The organism is Streptococcus oralis (genome assembly GCF_001075875.1).
GTDB classification, from domain to species: domain Bacteria; phylum Bacillota; class Bacilli; order Lactobacillales; family Streptococcaceae; genus Streptococcus; species Streptococcus oralis_I.
Window position 1 is genome coordinate 41,992 of record NZ_JUOS01000173.1, and the last position, 16,338, is coordinate 58,329.

Annotated in this window: 16 protein-coding genes; all 16 read left to right on the forward strand. The window is 39.2% G+C overall.

Features of this window, described 5'->3' with window-relative positions; all coding sequences use genetic code 11:
* Nucleotides 1-174: 174 nt before the first annotated feature.
* The 16 genes from ADM33_RS09380 (at nucleotide 175) to ADM33_RS09455 (ending at nucleotide 16,155) form a co-directional block, all read left to right on the forward strand.
* Nucleotides 175-1,338, forward strand: coding sequence for a class I SAM-dependent rRNA methyltransferase (locus tag ADM33_RS09380; RefSeq protein WP_049504755.1), 1,164 nt, complete (start codon nucleotides 175-177; stop codon nucleotides 1,336-1,338).
* The gene (aroD, locus tag ADM33_RS09385) at nucleotides 1,335-2,012 is read left to right on the forward strand and encodes a type I 3-dehydroquinate dehydratase (RefSeq protein WP_000780371.1); all 678 of its coding nucleotides are present in this window, start codon (nucleotides 1,335-1,337) and stop codon (nucleotides 2,010-2,012) included. The genes ADM33_RS09380 and aroD overlap by 4 nt, the downstream gene beginning before the upstream one ends.
* Complete coding sequence (locus ADM33_RS09390; RefSeq protein WP_049504756.1) at nucleotides 2,002-2,859, forward strand: shikimate dehydrogenase; 858 nt, start codon at nucleotides 2,002-2,004, stop codon at nucleotides 2,857-2,859. Before aroD ends, ADM33_RS09390 begins: the two co-directional genes overlap by 11 nt.
* A 16-nt stretch (nucleotides 2,860-2,875) precedes the next feature.
* The gene (aroB, locus tag ADM33_RS09395) at nucleotides 2,876-3,943 is read left to right on the forward strand and encodes a 3-dehydroquinate synthase (RefSeq protein ID WP_049504758.1); all 1,068 of its coding nucleotides are present in this window, start codon (nucleotides 2,876-2,878) and stop codon (nucleotides 3,941-3,943) included.
* 9 nt (nucleotides 3,944-3,952) lie between these two features.
* Nucleotides 3,953-5,119: a chorismate synthase gene (gene aroC, locus ADM33_RS09400; RefSeq protein ID WP_049504760.1), complete on the forward strand. Its 1,167-nt coding sequence runs from the start codon at nucleotides 3,953-3,955 to the stop codon at nucleotides 5,117-5,119.
* A gap of 9 nt (nucleotides 5,120-5,128) precedes the next feature.
* Nucleotides 5,129-6,232, forward strand: coding sequence for a prephenate dehydrogenase (locus tag ADM33_RS09405; protein ID WP_049504762.1), 1,104 nt, complete (start codon nucleotides 5,129-5,131; stop codon nucleotides 6,230-6,232).
* A gap of 11 nt (nucleotides 6,233-6,243) precedes the next feature.
* On the forward strand, nucleotides 6,244-6,582 hold the full coding sequence (locus tag ADM33_RS09410; protein ID WP_049504764.1) for a YlbF/YmcA family competence regulator: 339 nt from the start codon (nucleotides 6,244-6,246) through the stop codon (nucleotides 6,580-6,582).
* Between the two features lie 89 nt (nucleotides 6,583-6,671).
* Nucleotides 6,672-7,955, forward strand: a complete 1,284-nt coding sequence (gene aroA / locus ADM33_RS09415; protein WP_049504765.1) for a 3-phosphoshikimate 1-carboxyvinyltransferase — start codon at nucleotides 6,672-6,674, stop codon at nucleotides 7,953-7,955.
* Nucleotides 7,948-8,424 (forward strand): shikimate kinase, encoded by a 477-nt coding sequence (locus ADM33_RS09420; RefSeq protein WP_049504767.1) that lies wholly within the window; start codon nucleotides 7,948-7,950, stop codon nucleotides 8,422-8,424. The genes aroA and ADM33_RS09420 overlap by 8 nt, the downstream gene beginning before the upstream one ends.
* Nucleotides 8,421-9,269, forward strand: coding sequence for a prephenate dehydratase (gene pheA, locus ADM33_RS09425; protein ID WP_049504770.1), 849 nt, complete (start codon nucleotides 8,421-8,423; stop codon nucleotides 9,267-9,269). Before ADM33_RS09420 ends, pheA begins: the two co-directional genes overlap by 4 nt.
* The gene (locus ADM33_RS09430; protein ID WP_049504774.1) at nucleotides 9,266-10,585 is read left to right on the forward strand and encodes an LCP family protein; all 1,320 of its coding nucleotides are present in this window, start codon (nucleotides 9,266-9,268) and stop codon (nucleotides 10,583-10,585) included. Before pheA ends, ADM33_RS09430 begins: the two co-directional genes overlap by 4 nt.
* 140 nt (nucleotides 10,586-10,725) lie before the next feature.
* Complete coding sequence (locus tag ADM33_RS09435) at nucleotides 10,726-11,562, forward strand: LicD family protein (protein WP_049504785.1); 837 nt, start codon at nucleotides 10,726-10,728, stop codon at nucleotides 11,560-11,562.
* Nucleotides 11,552-12,655 carry a glycosyltransferase gene (locus tag ADM33_RS09440; protein ID WP_152906839.1) on the forward strand — a complete coding sequence of 368 codons (1,104 nt, stop codon included), beginning with the start codon at nucleotides 11,552-11,554 and terminating at the stop codon, nucleotides 12,653-12,655. The genes ADM33_RS09435 and ADM33_RS09440 overlap by 11 nt, the downstream gene beginning before the upstream one ends.
* 1 nt (nucleotide 12,656) lies before the next feature.
* Nucleotides 12,657-13,643: a glycosyltransferase family 2 protein gene (locus tag ADM33_RS09445; protein WP_049504776.1), complete on the forward strand. Its 987-nt coding sequence runs from the start codon at nucleotides 12,657-12,659 to the stop codon at nucleotides 13,641-13,643.
* A gap of 15 nt (nucleotides 13,644-13,658) precedes the next feature.
* The gene (locus tag ADM33_RS09450; protein ID WP_049504778.1) at nucleotides 13,659-15,125 is read left to right on the forward strand and encodes an O-antigen polysaccharide polymerase Wzy family protein; all 1,467 of its coding nucleotides are present in this window, start codon (nucleotides 13,659-13,661) and stop codon (nucleotides 15,123-15,125) included.
* Nucleotides 15,118-16,155, forward strand: a complete 1,038-nt coding sequence (locus tag ADM33_RS09455) for a hypothetical protein (RefSeq protein ID WP_049504781.1) — start codon at nucleotides 15,118-15,120, stop codon at nucleotides 16,153-16,155. The genes ADM33_RS09450 and ADM33_RS09455 overlap by 8 nt, the downstream gene beginning before the upstream one ends.
* Nucleotides 16,156-16,338 lie beyond the last annotated feature (183 nt).

Sequence of the window (16,338 nt, forward strand, 5' to 3'; positions counted from 1 at the left end):
TTAAATTAAACTCTTTAAATTTTATGTCTATTTTTCAACTAGAAGTGTTGAAATATATAAAATAAAAATAGTAGGACTAATGGGAGGAAAAATTCTCTCAGATAGGGCAAGATGATGGATGAATCAATAGTTTCTATTTTGTGAATTGTTATAAAATTTGTTATAATAGTGTTTATGAATAAAGTATTCGTCAGTAGACGTGTTGAAAAAAAACTAAACCAAGGTCTAGTACTTTTGGAGGAAATTGATTTTCCAGAACTATCTGAAACTGATCAAGAAGTCGAGTTATTGAGTCAAAACAAGCAGTTTTTGGGCAAGGCCTATTTATCTCGTCAAAATAAGGGAATTGGTTGGTTTGTAACGAACCAGAAGCTTTCTTTTAACCAAAAATTCTTTGAAAGTTTGTTTGAAAAAGCCAAACAAAAACGTTCTGCTTACTATCAAGATGGGTTGACAACTGCCTTTCGTTTGTTTAATCAAGAAGGCGATGGTTTTGGTGGAATGACTTTGGATCTTTATGGAGATTATGTTGTTTTTTCATGGTATAACTCCTATATCTATGGGCTTCGCCAACAGATCTTAGCAGCTTTTGCTCAGGTTTTCCCTGAAGTCTTAGGTGCCTATGAAAAGATTCGTTTTAAAGGTCTAGACTATGAGTCTGCCCATATCTATGGTCAAGAAGCACCAGAAAATTTTACAGTTCTTGAGAATGGTGTCCTCTATCAAGTCTTTATGAACGACGGTCTTATGACAGGCATCTTCTTGGACCAACATGAAGTGCGTGGTAGCTTGGTTGATGGTTTAGCCATGGGTAAGTCCTTGCTAAACATGTTTTCCTACACAGCAGCTTTCTCAGTTGCTGCAGCTATGGGGGGAGCTAGTGAAACAACCTCTGTAGACCTAGCCAAACGTTCAAGAGAACTGTCAGAAGCTCATTTTCATGCCAATGGACTCAGTCTTGACAGTCATCGTTTCATCGTCATGGATGTCTTTGAATACTTTAAATACGCTAAACGTAAGGGCTTGTCTTATGATGTGATCGTTCTGGATCCACCTAGCTTTGCCCGTAATAAAAAGCAAACTTTCTCTGTAGCTAAGGACTATCACAAGTTGATTTCCCAGAGTTTAGAGATTTTAAATCCGGGAGGTATGATCATTGCTAGCACCAATGCTGCCAATGTTTCCCGTCAAAAATTTATAGAACAAATCGACAAAGGATTTGCAGGAAGAAAGTACCAGGTTCTTAATAAATATGGACTTCCAGCAGACTTTGTCTACAATGAAAAAGATGAAAGTAGTAATTACCTTAAGGTGATTAGCATGAAGGTAACTAAATGAAATTAGTCGTTTCAGTAATGCCAAAGAGTTTAGAAGAGGCGCAAGGAATCGATGCCATGCGGTATATCGATGCTGATATCATTGAGTGGCGTGCCGACTTCCTACCAAAGGAAGTCATTTTACAGGTAGCTCCAGCTATTTTTGAAAAATTTGCAGGCCGCGAACTCCTCTTTACCCTGCGAACTCGTGCTGAGGGAGGCGAGATCGATTTGGATTCGGCGGAGTATGTACAAATTATCAAAGATGTAGCTCAACTCTATCAACCTGAATATATCGATTTTGAGTATTTTTCTCACAAGGATGTTTTCGAAGAAATGCTTGATTTTCCAAATCTAGTTTTGAGTTATCATAATTTCCAAGAAACTCCAGAGAATATGATGGAAATCTTATCCGAGCTAACCAGTCTAACGCCAAAAGTGGTTAAAGTATCGGTTATGGCTCATACAGAACAAGATGTATTGGACCTTATGAACTTTACGCGTGGCTTTAAAACACTGAACCCAGAACAAGAATATGTGACGATTTCTATGGGGAAAATGGGTAAGGTTTCTCGTATCACTTCAGATGTGACGGGTTCTAGCTGGTCTTTTGCAAGTCTGGACGAAGCCAGTGCTCCAGGACAGATTTCTCTATCTAGCATGAAAAAAATTAGGGAGATACTAAATGAAGATTGATGGCTACACACGTTTAGCAGCTGTAGTCGCCAATCCTATCAAACACTCCATTTCACCCTTCATTCACAATCAAGCTTTTGAGGCAACCAATACCAATGGGGTTTATCTTGCTTGGGAGGTAGAAGGAACTGACTTGGCAGAAACAGCTGCCAACATTCGTCGTTACCAGATGTTTGGAATCAATCTTTCTATGCCCTACAAGGAACAGGTGATTCCTTATTTGGATCAATTGAGTGAAGAAGCTCGTTTGATTGGTGCTGTCAATACAGTGGTGAATCGAGAGGGAACTTTAATTGGATATAACACAGATGGCAAGGGATTCTTTAAGAGCTTGCCTTCTTTTAAAATATCAGGGAAAAGAATGGTCTTGTTAGGAGCAGGTGGCGCAGCCAAGGCAATTTTGGCACAGGCAATCTTGGATGGAGTCAGTCAAGTTTCTGTCTTTGTACGCTCGGCTTCAATGGAAAAAACAAAACCTTACTTAGAAAAGCTACAGTATGAAACAGGTTTTAGAGTAGATTTGTTTGCCTTAGAGGATGCTCAAGAGCTCCAAGAGAACATTCGAAAAGCTGAACTCTTGGTCAATGCGACCAGTGTGGGGATGGATGGAGCATCTCAGCCAATCCCAATAAGTATCGTTTTACCAGAGAGGCTCTTGGTAGCAGATGTGATTTATCAACCCTTTGAAACACCATTTCTAAAGTGGGCAAGAAACCAGGGCAATCAAGCTATCAATGGCCTAGGCATGTTGCTTTACCAAGCGGCGGAAGCTTTTCAGTTATGGACAGGCAAGGAAATGCCAACAGATCAAATCTGGGAATTACTAAAACAAAAGTATCAAAAATGAAAAAAGGAGAACTGCTATGAAAATCAAAATAGACCTTCCCCACCATCCTTATGATATTCAGATTGAAAAAGGATGCCTGTCTCAAGCAGGAAAATGGTTGCGCGAACTTTGGCAACCACAAAAAATTGTTATCATAACGGATAACCGTGTGGCTTCACTCTATGCAGAAAAGGTTAAATTGAGTTTGGAGGATGCTGGCTTTCAAGTGGGAGTTTTTGACTTTTTAGAGGGCGAAGAACGAAAAAATCTGACTACAGTTCAAAAAGTCTATGAATTTTTAGTCAAACAGGATATGACTCGTAGTGATGGAATCGTAGCCCTCGGCGGTGGTGTAGTTGGCGATTTGGCTGGTTTTGTGGCTTCAACCTACATGCGAGGAGTTCATTTCGTTCAAATTCCAACTAGTTTGACAGCCCAGGTGGATTCTTCAATCGGTGGTAAGACAGGAGTGAATACTCCTTTTGCTAAGAATATGGTAGGAACTTTTGCCCAGCCGGATGGTGTTTTGATTGACCCAACTGTTCTTGAGACCTTGGGTAAGAGAGAGTTGATTGAAGGAATGGGTGAAGTCATCAAGTATGGCCTCATCGAAGATCCTGAGCTTTGGGACTTATTATCTAAAATGGATGGTTCTGTGGAAAGCATTTTGGAACATTCCGAGAGTTTGATTGAGCATTCTTGCCAGGTCAAGCGCAAGATGGTGGTTGAGGATGAGTTGGATAATGGCATTCGTTTATATCTCAACTTTGGTCACACAATTGGCCATGCCATCGAAGCAACTGCTGGTTACGGAAAAGTCATGCACGGTGAGGCAGTAGCTATGGGAATGGTTCAGGTCTCTAAGGTAGCAGAAGAAAAAGGCCTCATGCCAGCTGGAATAACCCAGTCTATCCGAGAGATGTGTCAGAAATTTGGTCTTCCTGTTGATTATGAAAACTGGGACCTTGACAAGCTCTATCAGGCTTTGACTCATGACAAAAAAGCGCGTGGAAATACCATGAAGTTAGTTTTGGTACCAGAACTTGGTTCAGCGACCATTCACCCAGTTTCCCTTGAAGAAATGAAAGAATACTTGATAAAATAAGGAGAATGTATGAGATATTTAACAGCAGGAGAATCACATGGTCCTCGTCTGACAGCAATTATTGAAGGAATTCCTGCAGGACTGCCTTTGACTGCAGAAGATATCAATGAGGATCTCAAACGTCGCCAAGGCGGTTACGGTCGTGGTGGACGTATGAAAATCGAGAGCGATCAGGTTGTCTTTACTTCTGGAGTTCGTCACGGAAAGACGACAGGGGCTCCTATCACCATGGATGTCATTAACAAGGATCATCAAAAATGGCTAGATATCATGTCTGCCGAGGATATTGAGGACAAACTCAAAAGTAAACGAAAAATCACACATCCTCGTCCAGGTCACGCTGACTTGGTTGGGGGCATCAAATACCGTTTTGATGATTTGCGAAATTCTTTGGAACGTTCATCTGCCCGTGAAACAACTATGCGGGTTGCAGTTGGAGCAGTTGCTAAGCGTTTATTAGCTGAGCTTGATATCGAAATTGCTAACCATGTTGTTGTCTTTGGTGGTAAGGAAATCGATGTTCCAGATAACTTAACAGTCGCAGAGATTAAGAAACTGGCAGCCCAGTCTGAAGTTTCTATCGTTAACCAAGAACGTGAGCAGGAGATCAAGGATTATATTGACCAAGTCAAGAGAGATGGGGATACCATCGGAGGTGTTGTAGAAACAGTTGTCGGAGGTGTTCCGGTTGGTCTTGGTTCTTATGTCCAATGGGATCGTAAACTAGATGCAAGACTAGCTCAAGCTGTTGTTTCTATCAATGCCTTTAAGGGTGTGGAGTTTGGTCTTGGTTTTAAAGCAGGCCATCTTAAGGGTAGCCAAGTCATGGATGAAATCATCTGGTCATCAGAGGATGGCTATACTCGTCGGACTAATAACCTTGGAGGTTTCGAAGGTGGTATGACCAATGGTCAGCCCATTATCGTTCGTGGAGTTATGAAGCCAATTCCGACTCTCTACAAGCCGTTGATGAGTGTCGATATTGAAACTCATGAGCCTTATAAAGCAACGGTAGAGAGAAGTGATCCTACCGCACTTCCAGCAGCAGGTGTCGTTATGGAAGCAGTCGTAGCAACAGTCTTGGCTCAGGAAATTCTAGAGAAATTCTCCTCTGATAATCTGGAAGAATTAAAAGAAGCTGTTGCGAAACATCGGGAGTATACAAAGAATTATTAAGGAGTTCTTATGGCAAAAACCATCTATATCGCAGGACTAGGTTTGATTGGTGCTTCCATGGCACTCGGAATCAAGCGGGATCATCCTGATTATGAAATTTTAGGATACAATCGTAGTCAAGCGTCCAGAGAGATTGCCTTGGATAGAGGAATGATTGATCGTGCGACGGATGCTTTTGCCAGTTTTGCTCCACTTGCAGACGTCATCATTCTTACACTGCCAATCAAGCAAACCATTGCCTTTATTAAGGAATTGGCCAACTTGGACTTGAAAGAAGGTGTCATTATTTCCGATGCTGGATCGACCAAGTCAGCTATCGTGGCTACAGCTGAGAAGTGTTTTGCTGATAAGTCTGTTCGCTTTGTTGGAGCTCATCCTATGGCAGGGAGTCATAAGACAGGAGCGGCTTCTGCCGATGTTAATCTTTTTGAAAATGCCTACTATATCTTTACACCTTCGAGCCTAACGACTCCAGATACGCTTGAAGAAATGAAAGACCTACTTTCAGGACTCCATGCTCGTTTCATCGAAATCGATGCTGAGGAACATGACCGAGTGACTTCTCAGATTAGTCATTTTCCTCATATCTTGGCATCAGGTTTGATGGAACAAACTGCCAACTATGCTGAAGAGCATGAGATGGCACGACGATTTGCAGCAGGTGGTTTTCGAGATATGACTCGGATTGCCGAAAGTGAGCCAGGTATGTGGACTTCTATCCTCTTATCCAATCGGGAGACCATTATTGAACGCATCGAGGACTTCAAAGGCCGTTTGGAAGAGATTGGACAAGCTATCAGTAAGGGTGATGAAAACCAAATCTGGAATTTTTTCAACCAAGCGCGTGAGCAACGCCAAGCTATGGAAATCCATAAACGTGGTGGTGTTGATAGTTCTTATGACCTCTATGTAGACGTTCCCGATGAGGAAGATGTTATCTTGCGCATCTTGGAATTACTACGAGGAACTTCCTTGGTCAATATCCATATCAATGAGGAAAATCGTGAAGATATTCACGGGATTCTGCAGATTTCCTTTAAGAATGCTCAGGATTTAAAACGTGCTGAGCAAGTCATTACAGAAAATACGAATTATACAGTCGTTATTAAATAAGGAGGACAATTATGTCAAATATTTATGATAGTGCAAACGAACTTAGTCGTGGACTACGCGAATTGCCAGAATACAAGGCGGTTAAGGAAGCTAGAGATGCTATCCAAACCGATGCAGAAGCTAGCAAGATTTTTGCAGATTATATTGCTTTTCAGCATGAAATCCAAGTGATGGCACAAACTGGACAAATGCCAGACGCTTCTTTCCAAGAAAAAATGGAAGGCTTTGGTAAACAGATTCAAGGCAACTCTCTCTTGTCAGAATTCTTTGCCAAACAGCAACAACTTTCTATCTACCTTTCTGATATTGAAAAAATTGTATTTGAACCAATTTCAGAACTTTTAAAATAAGGATTTACCTCATAAAGTCAGGAATTTTTAAGAAATTTCTGACTTTTTATGATAAAATAAGAAAAAGTATTGTCAGTATGAGGTCTAGCATGAAGTTAAAAACAAACATTAACCATTTGAATGGTAGTATTCGAGTGCCAGGAGATAAGTCTATCAGTCATCGCTCTATCATTTTTGGGAGTTTGGCTGAAGGTGAGACTAAGGTTTATGATATTTTACGTGGTGAAGATGTCCTATCAACCATGCAAGTATTTCGTGACCTAGGCGTTGAGATAGAGGACAAAGACGGTGTCGTTACCATACAAGGTGTTGGCATGGATGGATTGAAAGCCCCTAAGAACGCTCTCGATATGGGAAATTCTGGGACCTCTATTCGTTTGATTTCAGGCGTCCTTGCTGGTGCAGATTTTGAAGTGGAGATGTTTGGAGATGACAGTCTTTCCAAACGTCCTATGGACCGTGTGACCCTTCCTTTGAAAAAAATGGGAGTTAGCATTTCTGGTCAGACAGAGCGAGACTTGCCACCTTTGCACTTAAAAGGAACGAAAAATTTAACACCTATTCATTATGAATTGCCAATTGCCTCTGCTCAAGTCAAGTCAGCCTTGATTTTTGCAGCTTTGCAGGCTCAGGGTCAGTCTGTCATCATTGAGAAGGAGTGCACTCGTAATCATACAGAAGATATGTTGCGTCAATTTGGTGGAGACTTGAGTGTCGATGGTAAGAAAATCACAGTTCAGGGACCACAGAAACTAAATGGACAAACGGTTGTCGTACCTGGAGATATTTCTAGTGCAGCCTTTTGGTTGGTGGCAGGTTTGATTGTTCCTAATTCTCGTGTGGTACTTAAGAATGTCGGTATTAATGAAACTCGTACAGGGATTATTGATGTTATCCGTGCTATGGGTGGCAAATTAGAGATTACTGATATTGATCCAATTGCTAAGTCTGCAACCTTGACTGTTGAAACTTCAGATTTGAAGGGAACAGAAATTGGTGGAGCTTTGATTCCACGTTTAATTGATGAATTACCAATTATTGCTCTCCTAGCTACCCAAGCTCAAGGGCAAACGGTCATCAAAGATGCAGAAGAACTCAAGGTTAAAGAAACTGACCGTATTCAAGTTGTTGCAGATGCTTTAAATAGCATGGGAGCAGCTATTACTCCTACAGCAGATGGCATGATTATCAAAGGGAAATCTGCCCTCCATGGAGCCAGAGTCAACACCTTTGGAGACCACCGTATCGGTATGATGACAGCCATTGCAGCGCTTTTAGTGGCAGATGGAGAAGTTGAATTGGATCGTGCAGAAGCTATTAATACTAGCTACCCAAGCTTCTTTAATGATTTGGAGACTTTGATTCATGGCTAAGGTTTTACTTGGATTTATGGGGGCAGGAAAATCTACTATTGCTAGAGGATTAGATCCTGACTTTGTAGACATGGATGCCTTGCTTGAAGACCGACTGGGGATGCCGATTGCTCGTTTCTTTGAAGAAAAAGGAGAAGCAGCCTTCCGTCAGGTAGAAGAAGAAGTCCTAGCTGACCTGTTAAAGACAGATCAAGTTATCTCCACAGGAGGAGGAATCGTTATTTCTCCTCGAAATCGTGCCTTACTCAAGCAAAATCCAGACAACATCTATCTTAAAGCAGATTTTGAGACCCTTTACCAGCGAATTTCAGATGATAAGGAAAATAAACGCCCGCTATTTCTAAAAAATAGTAAGGAAGATTTGGCAGGGATTTTTAATGAAAGACAGGCTTGGTATGAGGAAGTGGCTAGTAAAGTTATCGATGTGTCCAAGCTAAGCCCAGAGGAAATTATAGAGGAATTGACATGAAAATTGCCTATCTAGGTCCCAAAGGATCTTTTTCGCACCATGTTGTGCAGACGGCTTTTCCTCATGAGGAACTGGAGCCATTTTCAAATATTACAGACGTTATGAAGGCCTATGAACAGGGATTGGTAGACTATTCAGTAGTGCCAGTTGAAAATTCCATTGAAGGTAGTGTTCATGAGACACTGGACTATCTTTTCCATCAAGCTCGCATTCAAGCTGTGGCAGAGATTGTTCAGCCTATCCACCAACAATTGATGGCAGTACTAGGACAGTATAAAATAGAGAAAATCTTTTCTCACCCACAAGCATTGGCACAAGGGAAGAAATTTATTGACGAGCATTATCCAGATGCGCAACTAGAAGTCACTGCCAGTACAGCCTACGCTGCGCGCTATGTTTCTGAGCATCCTGATCAACCATTTGCGGCGATTGCCCCAAGAAGTTCTGCAGAGGAATATGGTTTAAAGCTGGTCGCTCAAGATATTCAAGAAATGGAAGCCAATTTTACTCGTTTTTGGGTTTTGGGACCTAAATTACCACAAATCCCCTTGAGTCCAGGTTCTGAAAAGATGAGTCTAGCTTTGACCTTGCCAGATAATCTTCCAGGCGCATTATACAAAGCACTCTCGACCTTTGCATGGCGTGGGATTGACTTGACTAAAATTGAGAGTCGTCCCCTAAAAACAGCCTTGGGCGAATACTTTTTTATTATTGATGTCGCTTATACTGATAAAGAACTGGTCCACTTTGCTCAAAAAGAATTAGAAACGATTGGAATCCAGTATAAAGTACTAGGTGCTTATCCTATCTATACCATACAGGATAAAGGAAAGGAGAAGGAATGACTAGAGAGAATCCTTTGACACACCATGAAAAACTGAGATATGACTATCTTTTGAAAAATATTCATTATTTGAATGAAAAAGAAAAGAGAGAATTTGACTTTTTACATGCTAAGTTAGAAGGTCAAAAAGGTTCAGCGGAAGTTTTCAATCCAGAAGCCAAGGAACAACTTCTTTCAGACTCTGGTATCGACCTGCCAACCTATGCTAATCGTAGTCGCTCTAGCCGCCGTAGTGGTGGGGCTCAACTGGAAACGAAGGTTCCAAAAGCTAAGAAGCAAAAGAAAAAAAGAGGTTTTCGTTTTAAACGCTTATTTGCTTGGTTAGGGATGTTATTCCTTTGTGTAGCAGTTGGAATGATCGTCATGTTCTTAAAGGGATTCCAATCGGCGAATCCTAATAGCTCAAATGGGTCCAAAGATGCCAAAGCTGCTCAGGTTGAAGTCTTCAATGGACAAGATACGCGTGATGGGGTTAATATTCTTATTTTGGGTACGGATGGACGTATCGGACAGAATAGTGCAGAAACACGGACAGATTCCATTATGGTTCTGAATGTAAGTGGCAAAGATAAAAAATTGAAGCTTGTTAGCTTTATGCGTGATAACTTGGTTTATATTGATGGATATAGTCAAGTCATCAATGGTCAAAAACAGACTGACCATAAATTAAACTTAGCCTACGAATTAGGGGAACAAGAAGGTAAACAAGGAGCCGAAATGGTCCGCAAGGTCCTCAAGGATAATTTTGATCTAGACATCAAATATTATGCCCTTGTCGATTTTCAAGCCTTTGCGACAGCCATTGATACGCTTTTCCCTGATGGTGTGACCATTGATGCTCAGTTTTCAACTCTAAACGGGGTCCCAGTTACAGAAGCGACTGTAGGAGATGACTTGCACGCAACGGAAACTGAGTCACCGACTCAAACCATTCGAGCTGGGAAACAACAGATGAATGGTTCGACTCTTCTCAACTATGCACGTTTCCGTGATGATGATGAAGGGGACTATGGACGTACTCGTAGACAGCAACAAGTCATGACTGCTGTTTTACAACAAATTAAAGATCCGACAAAACTTTTCACTGGTTCAGAAGCACTAGGAAAAGTATTCGCCATGACCTCTACAAACCTTCCATATACTTTCTTATTGACCAATGGCTTATCAGTCCTTGAAGGTGCGCAGAATGGTATTGAAAGATTGACAGTTCCAGAACTTGGAGACTGGGTAGATGACTTTGACGTATACGGCGGTCAATCCCTTCGAGTGGACCAAAAAGCTTATCAAAATAAACTGACCCAGATGGGATTTAGATAAAATGTAAAATGAATCAGAGCTTGAGGCACCTATGAAAATGGGTATCTTGGACTTTGATTTTTCACATGGTCAGATGGATTTATAAACTATTTTTATGGTATAATAGAATGATGTATTCTATAGAAGAGGAAGATAATAAGATGAGTGATTTAAAGGCAATTCAAGCTCGTAGCCTAGAGATGGCTGAATATTTTGTCGCCTTTTGTAAAGAACACGATTTACTCTGTTATTTGTGTGGTGGAGGAGCTATTGGAGCTCTACGAAATAAAGGTTTTATCCCTTGGGATGATGATTTAGACTTCTTTATGCCCCGCAAGGATTATGAAAAACTAGCAGAGCTATGGCCTCGTTATGCGGACGAGCGTTACTTCCTATCAAAAAGTGATAGAGACTTTGTTGACCGCAACCTCTTTATCACTATTCGAGACAAGGAGACGACTTGTATCAAGCCTTATCAACAAGATTTGGATCTACCACACGGCTTGGCCTTGGATGTTCTTCCCTTGGATTACTACCCTAAAAACCCAGCTGAACGTAAGAAACAGGTACGTTGGGCTTTGATTTATTCTCTCTTTTGTGCACAAACCATTCCAGAAAAACACGGAGCTCTCATGAAGTGGGGTAGTACCATTTTGCTAGGATTAACTCCTAAAGCCCTTCGTTATCGTATCTGGAAAAAGGCTGAGAAAGAAATGACCAAGTATGGTCCATCAGAAAGTGATGGCATCACAGAATTATGCTCAGGTCCAGGCTACATGAAGAAGAAGTATCCAATTCAAGCATTTGAAGACAACATTTTCCTGCCATTCGAAGGAACAGAAATGCCTATTCCAGTTGGTTATGATGCCTATCTAAGCACAGCTTTTGGTGACTACATGACACCACCACCAGCTGACAAGCAAGTGCCTCACCACGATGCCCTTATAGCAGATATGGATAAGAGTTACACTGAATATAAGGGAGAATATGGTGGATAAGAAGAAAATTTTATTTTTTATGTGGTCCTTCTCTCTAGGCGGAGGTGCAGAAAAAATCCTTTCTACGATTGTTTCAAACTTGGATCCGGAAAAGTATGATATTGATATCCTTGAAATGGAACATTTTGATAAAGGATACGAACCTGTGCCTGAAAATGTGAGAATTTTAAAAGCTTTTCAAGACTACCGTCAACCAAGATGGTTAAGAGCGCTTTTATGGAGATTGAGAATTTATTTCCCAAGACTCACCAGACGTTTACTTGTAAAAGATCAATATGATGTAGAGGTTTCCTTTACCATTATGAATCCTCCTCTTTTATTTTCTAAACGAAAAGAAGTGAAGAAGATTTCTTGGATTCATGGAAGTATTGAAGAATTTTTAACAGATAGTTCGAAGCGTGATTCTCATAGACGACAATTGGATGATGCTGATAGGATAGTAGGAATTTCAAAAAAAACCAGCAATTCTATCAAAGAAGTTTATCCAGATTACTCACAGAAATTAGTAACAGTCTATAATGGTTATGATTTTGCAAGCATTTTGGAAAAATCAAAAGAGAAGGTGGCTATTGAGATAGCTCCTCAGAGCATCTGTACCATTGGACGTATTGAAGAAAATAAAGGTTCTGACCGAGTAGTAGAAGTTATACGACTGTTGCACCAGCAAGGCAATAAATATCACCTCTACTTTATAGGTGCTGGTGACATGGAAGAGGAGCTGAAAAAACGAGTCAAAGAGTATCAACTTGAGGATTACGTTCATTTCCTTGGTTATCAAAAGAATCCGTATCAGTATCTTTCTAAGATGCAAGTTCTTTTATCCATGTCCAAACAGGAAGGTTTTCCTGGAGTCTATGTTGAAGCCTTGAGTCTGGGAGTTCCCTTTGTATCTACTGAAGTAGGCGGTGCAGAGGAATTATCTCAAGAAGGACGATTTGGTAAAATCATTGAAAGCAATCAAGAAGCAGCTCAAGCAATTGAGAACTACATGACAGTTGCATCAAGCTTTAATGTCGATGAAGCCAGTCAATTTATTCAGCAATTTACGATTGCTAAACAAATTGAACAAGTAGAAAAACTAATAGAGGAGTAGCATGGAAACTGCATTAATTAGTGTCATTGTTCCAGTCTATAATGTGGCGCAATACCTTGAAAAATCAATAGCATCCATTCAGCAACAAACCTATCAAAACCTCGAAATCATTCTCGTTGATGATGGGGCGACAGATGAAAGTGGTCGCTTGTGTGAACAAATTGCTGAACAAGATGAACGAGTTTTGGTTTATCACAAGGAAAATGAAGGCTTGTCTCAAGCTCGAAATGATGGATTGAAGCAAGCCCACGGAGACTATGTTATTTTTATAGATTCGGATGATTATATACATCCTGAAATGATTGCTAGCTTATACCAACAATTAGTCAATGAAGATGCGGATGTTTCCAGCTGTGGGGTTATGAATGTCTATGCCAATAGTGAGAGTCCGCAAACTGAAAACCAGGATGATTATTTTGTATGTGATACTGAAACATTCCTCAGAGAATATTTAATTGGTGAGAAAATACCTGGTACTATTTGTAACAAACTCATCAAGAAGGAAATTGCAGCACAGTTAACTTTTCCAAAAGGTTTGATTTATGAAGATGCCTATTATCATTTTGATCTCATTAAAGTAGCTAAAAAGTATGTTGTGAATACCAAACCGTACTATTATTATTTCCACCGAGGAGATAGTATTACTACCAAACCATATGCGGAAAAAGACTTAGCTTACATTGATATTTATCAAAAATTTTATACTGAAGTCGTTAAGGAATATCCAAACTTAACAGAAGTAGCTTTCTTTAGACTGGCATATGCACATTTCTTTATCTTGGATAAAATGCTTCTAGATGATAAATTCAAAGAGTTTAAAGACTATCCAAGGATTTATGGCTACTTGAAAAAACATGTCTTTGCTATTTTCAAAAATACCATTTTTAGAAAAGGAAGACGTATTAGTGCTTTAGCCTTATTTGTAAATGTAAGATTGTATAGAATATTATTGTTTAAAAATATTGAGCAATCGAAAAAAATTAATTAGAAAAGGAGGGCTGAGATGGTTGATGGCAAACGAATGTTGCTAACGGTTACGATTCTAAGCTATATCGTAACCATAATAAGCGGAATCACTTATTTGTTTACCAGTAACAACGTAGGACTTCTGACAACTTTGCTTTTGCTCTTAATTAGCAGTCTGCTACTTTGCTGGAATAATATCAAATACTATTTGATTCACTTTATATTCTTTATCACAATTTTTATATTTTTGGTATCCAGACCCACCATTGATTATTTTAGAGATGGAGCGCTAGACACCTACCAACCAATTGCCTATCGATTTGCTTTCCTAGTTGTCATTGTTTCTATTTTAGGACTGACAATAGGAGGTTTTATAGCGAATTATTATCTTGTTCGAAAAAGCAAAGCTCCTGTAAAAGTGGAAAAAACAGTGAATGTCAATTATATAAAAAAATTACGTTTTGTGTCATTGAGTGTATTTCTACTCACCTATCCATTTTATTTCCTTAGACTATTTGAGCGCCTGCTATACCGTTTGCAAACTTCTTATTACAATTATTATGCAAATTTTGAAAGTCAATTGCCCTACTTTACCTATATCTTATCGACTTTCACGGTTTATGCCATGTGTGTTTACTTAGCAACCAAACCTAAAAAGTCACATGCGACAATGGTTTTAGTTGCCTATATCGCGGCTAACTTGATTCACTTAGTAATTGGTACCAGAAATCCCTTTATTCTGAGTTTGATTTTCGCCTTTGTTTACTACTTTATGCGTGAACAAACGGAGAAAGGGAAATGGATTGGTTTCAAAGAAAAATTGGCTATTTATCTTGGAACACCTGTTCTCATGCTTGCGATGGGAGCACTAAACTATGTTCGTGATAACGCTCAAGTATCCCATAGTGGAGTTTTTGATTTATTACTCGATTTCATTTATAAACAAGGAACTAGTTTTGGAGTTTTAGCGAGAGGATTCTTGTACAATAGTAGTCTTCCGTATAGAGACTTCCGAAATTTCACTTTTGGTCCGGTTGTTGACTATTTTGCGAGAGGTAGTATCGGAATCATATTTGGTGCCAAACCATTTGAACATACGACAAATAGTATCGAACTAGCGATCGATAGTAATAGTTATGCCCACAATCTGTCCTATCTCGTTCTAAACAAAGAATATTTAAGAGGCCATGGTATTGGAAGTAGTTATATCATGGAATTGTATACTGATTATGGTATGTTGGGACTATTTCTACTAAGTATCTTACTTGGTATGCTATTTATAGCCATGCTGCAAGTAGCTTATCGCTCAAGAACAATCTTATTTGCATTATCTTTGCTAATCTTAAATAATTTATTCTTTATGCCTAGAAGTAGCTTCTCAGAAAGTTTCTTTAATCTTTTTACAATGCAATTCTGGGGAATTGTTCTTATTATCATTTTCGTGGCAAAAATGCTCACAAAAGAAAATCATCACTTAATCAAAAAAGGGGAAATACATGTTTGAACAATATTCTGTAGCTGATTTGTTCGCAAATCTTTATAAAAAACGTAAAGTAAATTTGCTAGCTTTACTAGCCTTATTTGCTCTCATAGCTGTACCATTTACTTTAAAAGCTGTTAAAAATAAAAATACAGTCAAAGATTCTACTAGTTATTCTACTTATATCACCTATAAGATAACTGCTCCAGAAACATCATCAAAAACAATTTTGAATCATCAGGTTGGTGGCTATAGTGACTTCTATGCAAAACTAATTGATGGTAATCTCAATGGTGCCTTTCTTTTCAATGATGTTGATTCTGATAAGATGAAGGAAATCGCTAAAGATTTAGATACCACAGAAACAGCATTGAAGAATTCTGCAAGTGACTATTGGACAAAAAAATTAACGATTAACCCATTGATTGATGATGCAGGTGTAACTGTTAAAATTTTAACTCCAAGTAAGGAAGTAAATGATTTCTTTGAAAGCAAGTTTGATTCATTGATTGACAAGTTCAAGTCTACCTATACAGATGTTAAGATTGAAAAACTTGAAACAGTGAACTCTAAAGAATTGACTCCGAATGGAGAAGTTGCTCTTGGCTTTAACTTGAAAAATCTTATTTTGCGCTTAGTGATTATTGGTATTCTCTGTGTCATCCTAGTGATCATGGCGAATGTTCTAGTTTACCTCTTCAACCCAACTATTAATCGTGCAGGCGATTTCTCTGCTTATCAAGTAGACTTTGTTTCAACTATTACAACTCTTGAAAATCTTTCTGAACTATTGAGTTACAAGTGTCAAGGTCAACCACTAGCAATTGTAAGTTCAGATAATCGTATTTTGAATAAATTACAAGCAGAATACAAATTGAATCTTGAGGGTGTTCAGTTTGTTAACTTGCAAAATGTCAAAGATCTTTTAGCATTTGAGAATGTCCTTTTCGTAGAAGAATATGGTGTCACTCGCTATAAGAAATTTGAAGAAAGTATGCAAGAAGTGAGAAATCTAAACCGTTCAGTTTTAGGTGTGATTACTTTTGCACTATAATTCATATAAATAAGGGATAATTATCCAAGACAAAGGAGGACCATTCGAGTCCTCCTTTGTCTTTTGGAAAAAAATCAGATTTGACAGAATACTGTAGAAAAGTCTTCATAGAGGATTGAGATAATACTCAATGAAAATCAAAGAGCAAACTAGGAAACTAGCCGCAGGCTGTACTTGAGTACG

Bases quoted from the DNA above. Each gene is read 5' to 3' on its own strand.
- ADM33_RS09380 (WP_049504755.1), top strand. From the start codon at position 175: ATGAATAAAGTATTCGTCAGTAGACGTGTTGAAAAAAAACTAAACCAA.
- aroD (WP_000780371.1), top strand. From the start codon at position 1,335: ATGAAATTAGTCGTTTCAGTAATGCCAAAGAGTTTAGAAGAGGCGCAA.
- ADM33_RS09390 (WP_049504756.1), top strand. From the start codon at position 2,002: ATGAAGATTGATGGCTACACACGTTTAGCAGCTGTAGTCGCCAATCCT.
- aroB (WP_049504758.1), top strand. From the start codon at position 2,876: ATGAAAATCAAAATAGACCTTCCCCACCATCCTTATGATATTCAGATT.
- aroC (WP_049504760.1), top strand. From the start codon at position 3,953: ATGAGATATTTAACAGCAGGAGAATCACATGGTCCTCGTCTGACAGCA.
- ADM33_RS09405 (WP_049504762.1), top strand. From the start codon at position 5,129: ATGGCAAAAACCATCTATATCGCAGGACTAGGTTTGATTGGTGCTTCC.
- ADM33_RS09410 (WP_049504764.1), top strand. From the start codon at position 6,244: ATGTCAAATATTTATGATAGTGCAAACGAACTTAGTCGTGGACTACGC.
- aroA (WP_049504765.1), top strand. From the start codon at position 6,672: ATGAAGTTAAAAACAAACATTAACCATTTGAATGGTAGTATTCGAGTG.
- ADM33_RS09420 (WP_049504767.1), top strand. From the start codon at position 7,948: ATGGCTAAGGTTTTACTTGGATTTATGGGGGCAGGAAAATCTACTATT.
- pheA (WP_049504770.1), top strand. From the start codon at position 8,421: ATGAAAATTGCCTATCTAGGTCCCAAAGGATCTTTTTCGCACCATGTT.
- ADM33_RS09430 (WP_049504774.1), top strand. From the start codon at position 9,266: ATGACTAGAGAGAATCCTTTGACACACCATGAAAAACTGAGATATGAC.
- ADM33_RS09435 (WP_049504785.1), top strand. From the start codon at position 10,726: ATGAGTGATTTAAAGGCAATTCAAGCTCGTAGCCTAGAGATGGCTGAA.
- ADM33_RS09440 (WP_152906839.1), top strand. From the start codon at position 11,552: ATGGTGGATAAGAAGAAAATTTTATTTTTTATGTGGTCCTTCTCTCTA.
- ADM33_RS09445 (WP_049504776.1), top strand. From the start codon at position 12,657: ATGGAAACTGCATTAATTAGTGTCATTGTTCCAGTCTATAATGTGGCG.
- ADM33_RS09450 (WP_049504778.1), top strand. From the start codon at position 13,659: ATGGTTGATGGCAAACGAATGTTGCTAACGGTTACGATTCTAAGCTAT.
- ADM33_RS09455 (WP_049504781.1), top strand. From the start codon at position 15,118: ATGTTTGAACAATATTCTGTAGCTGATTTGTTCGCAAATCTTTATAAA.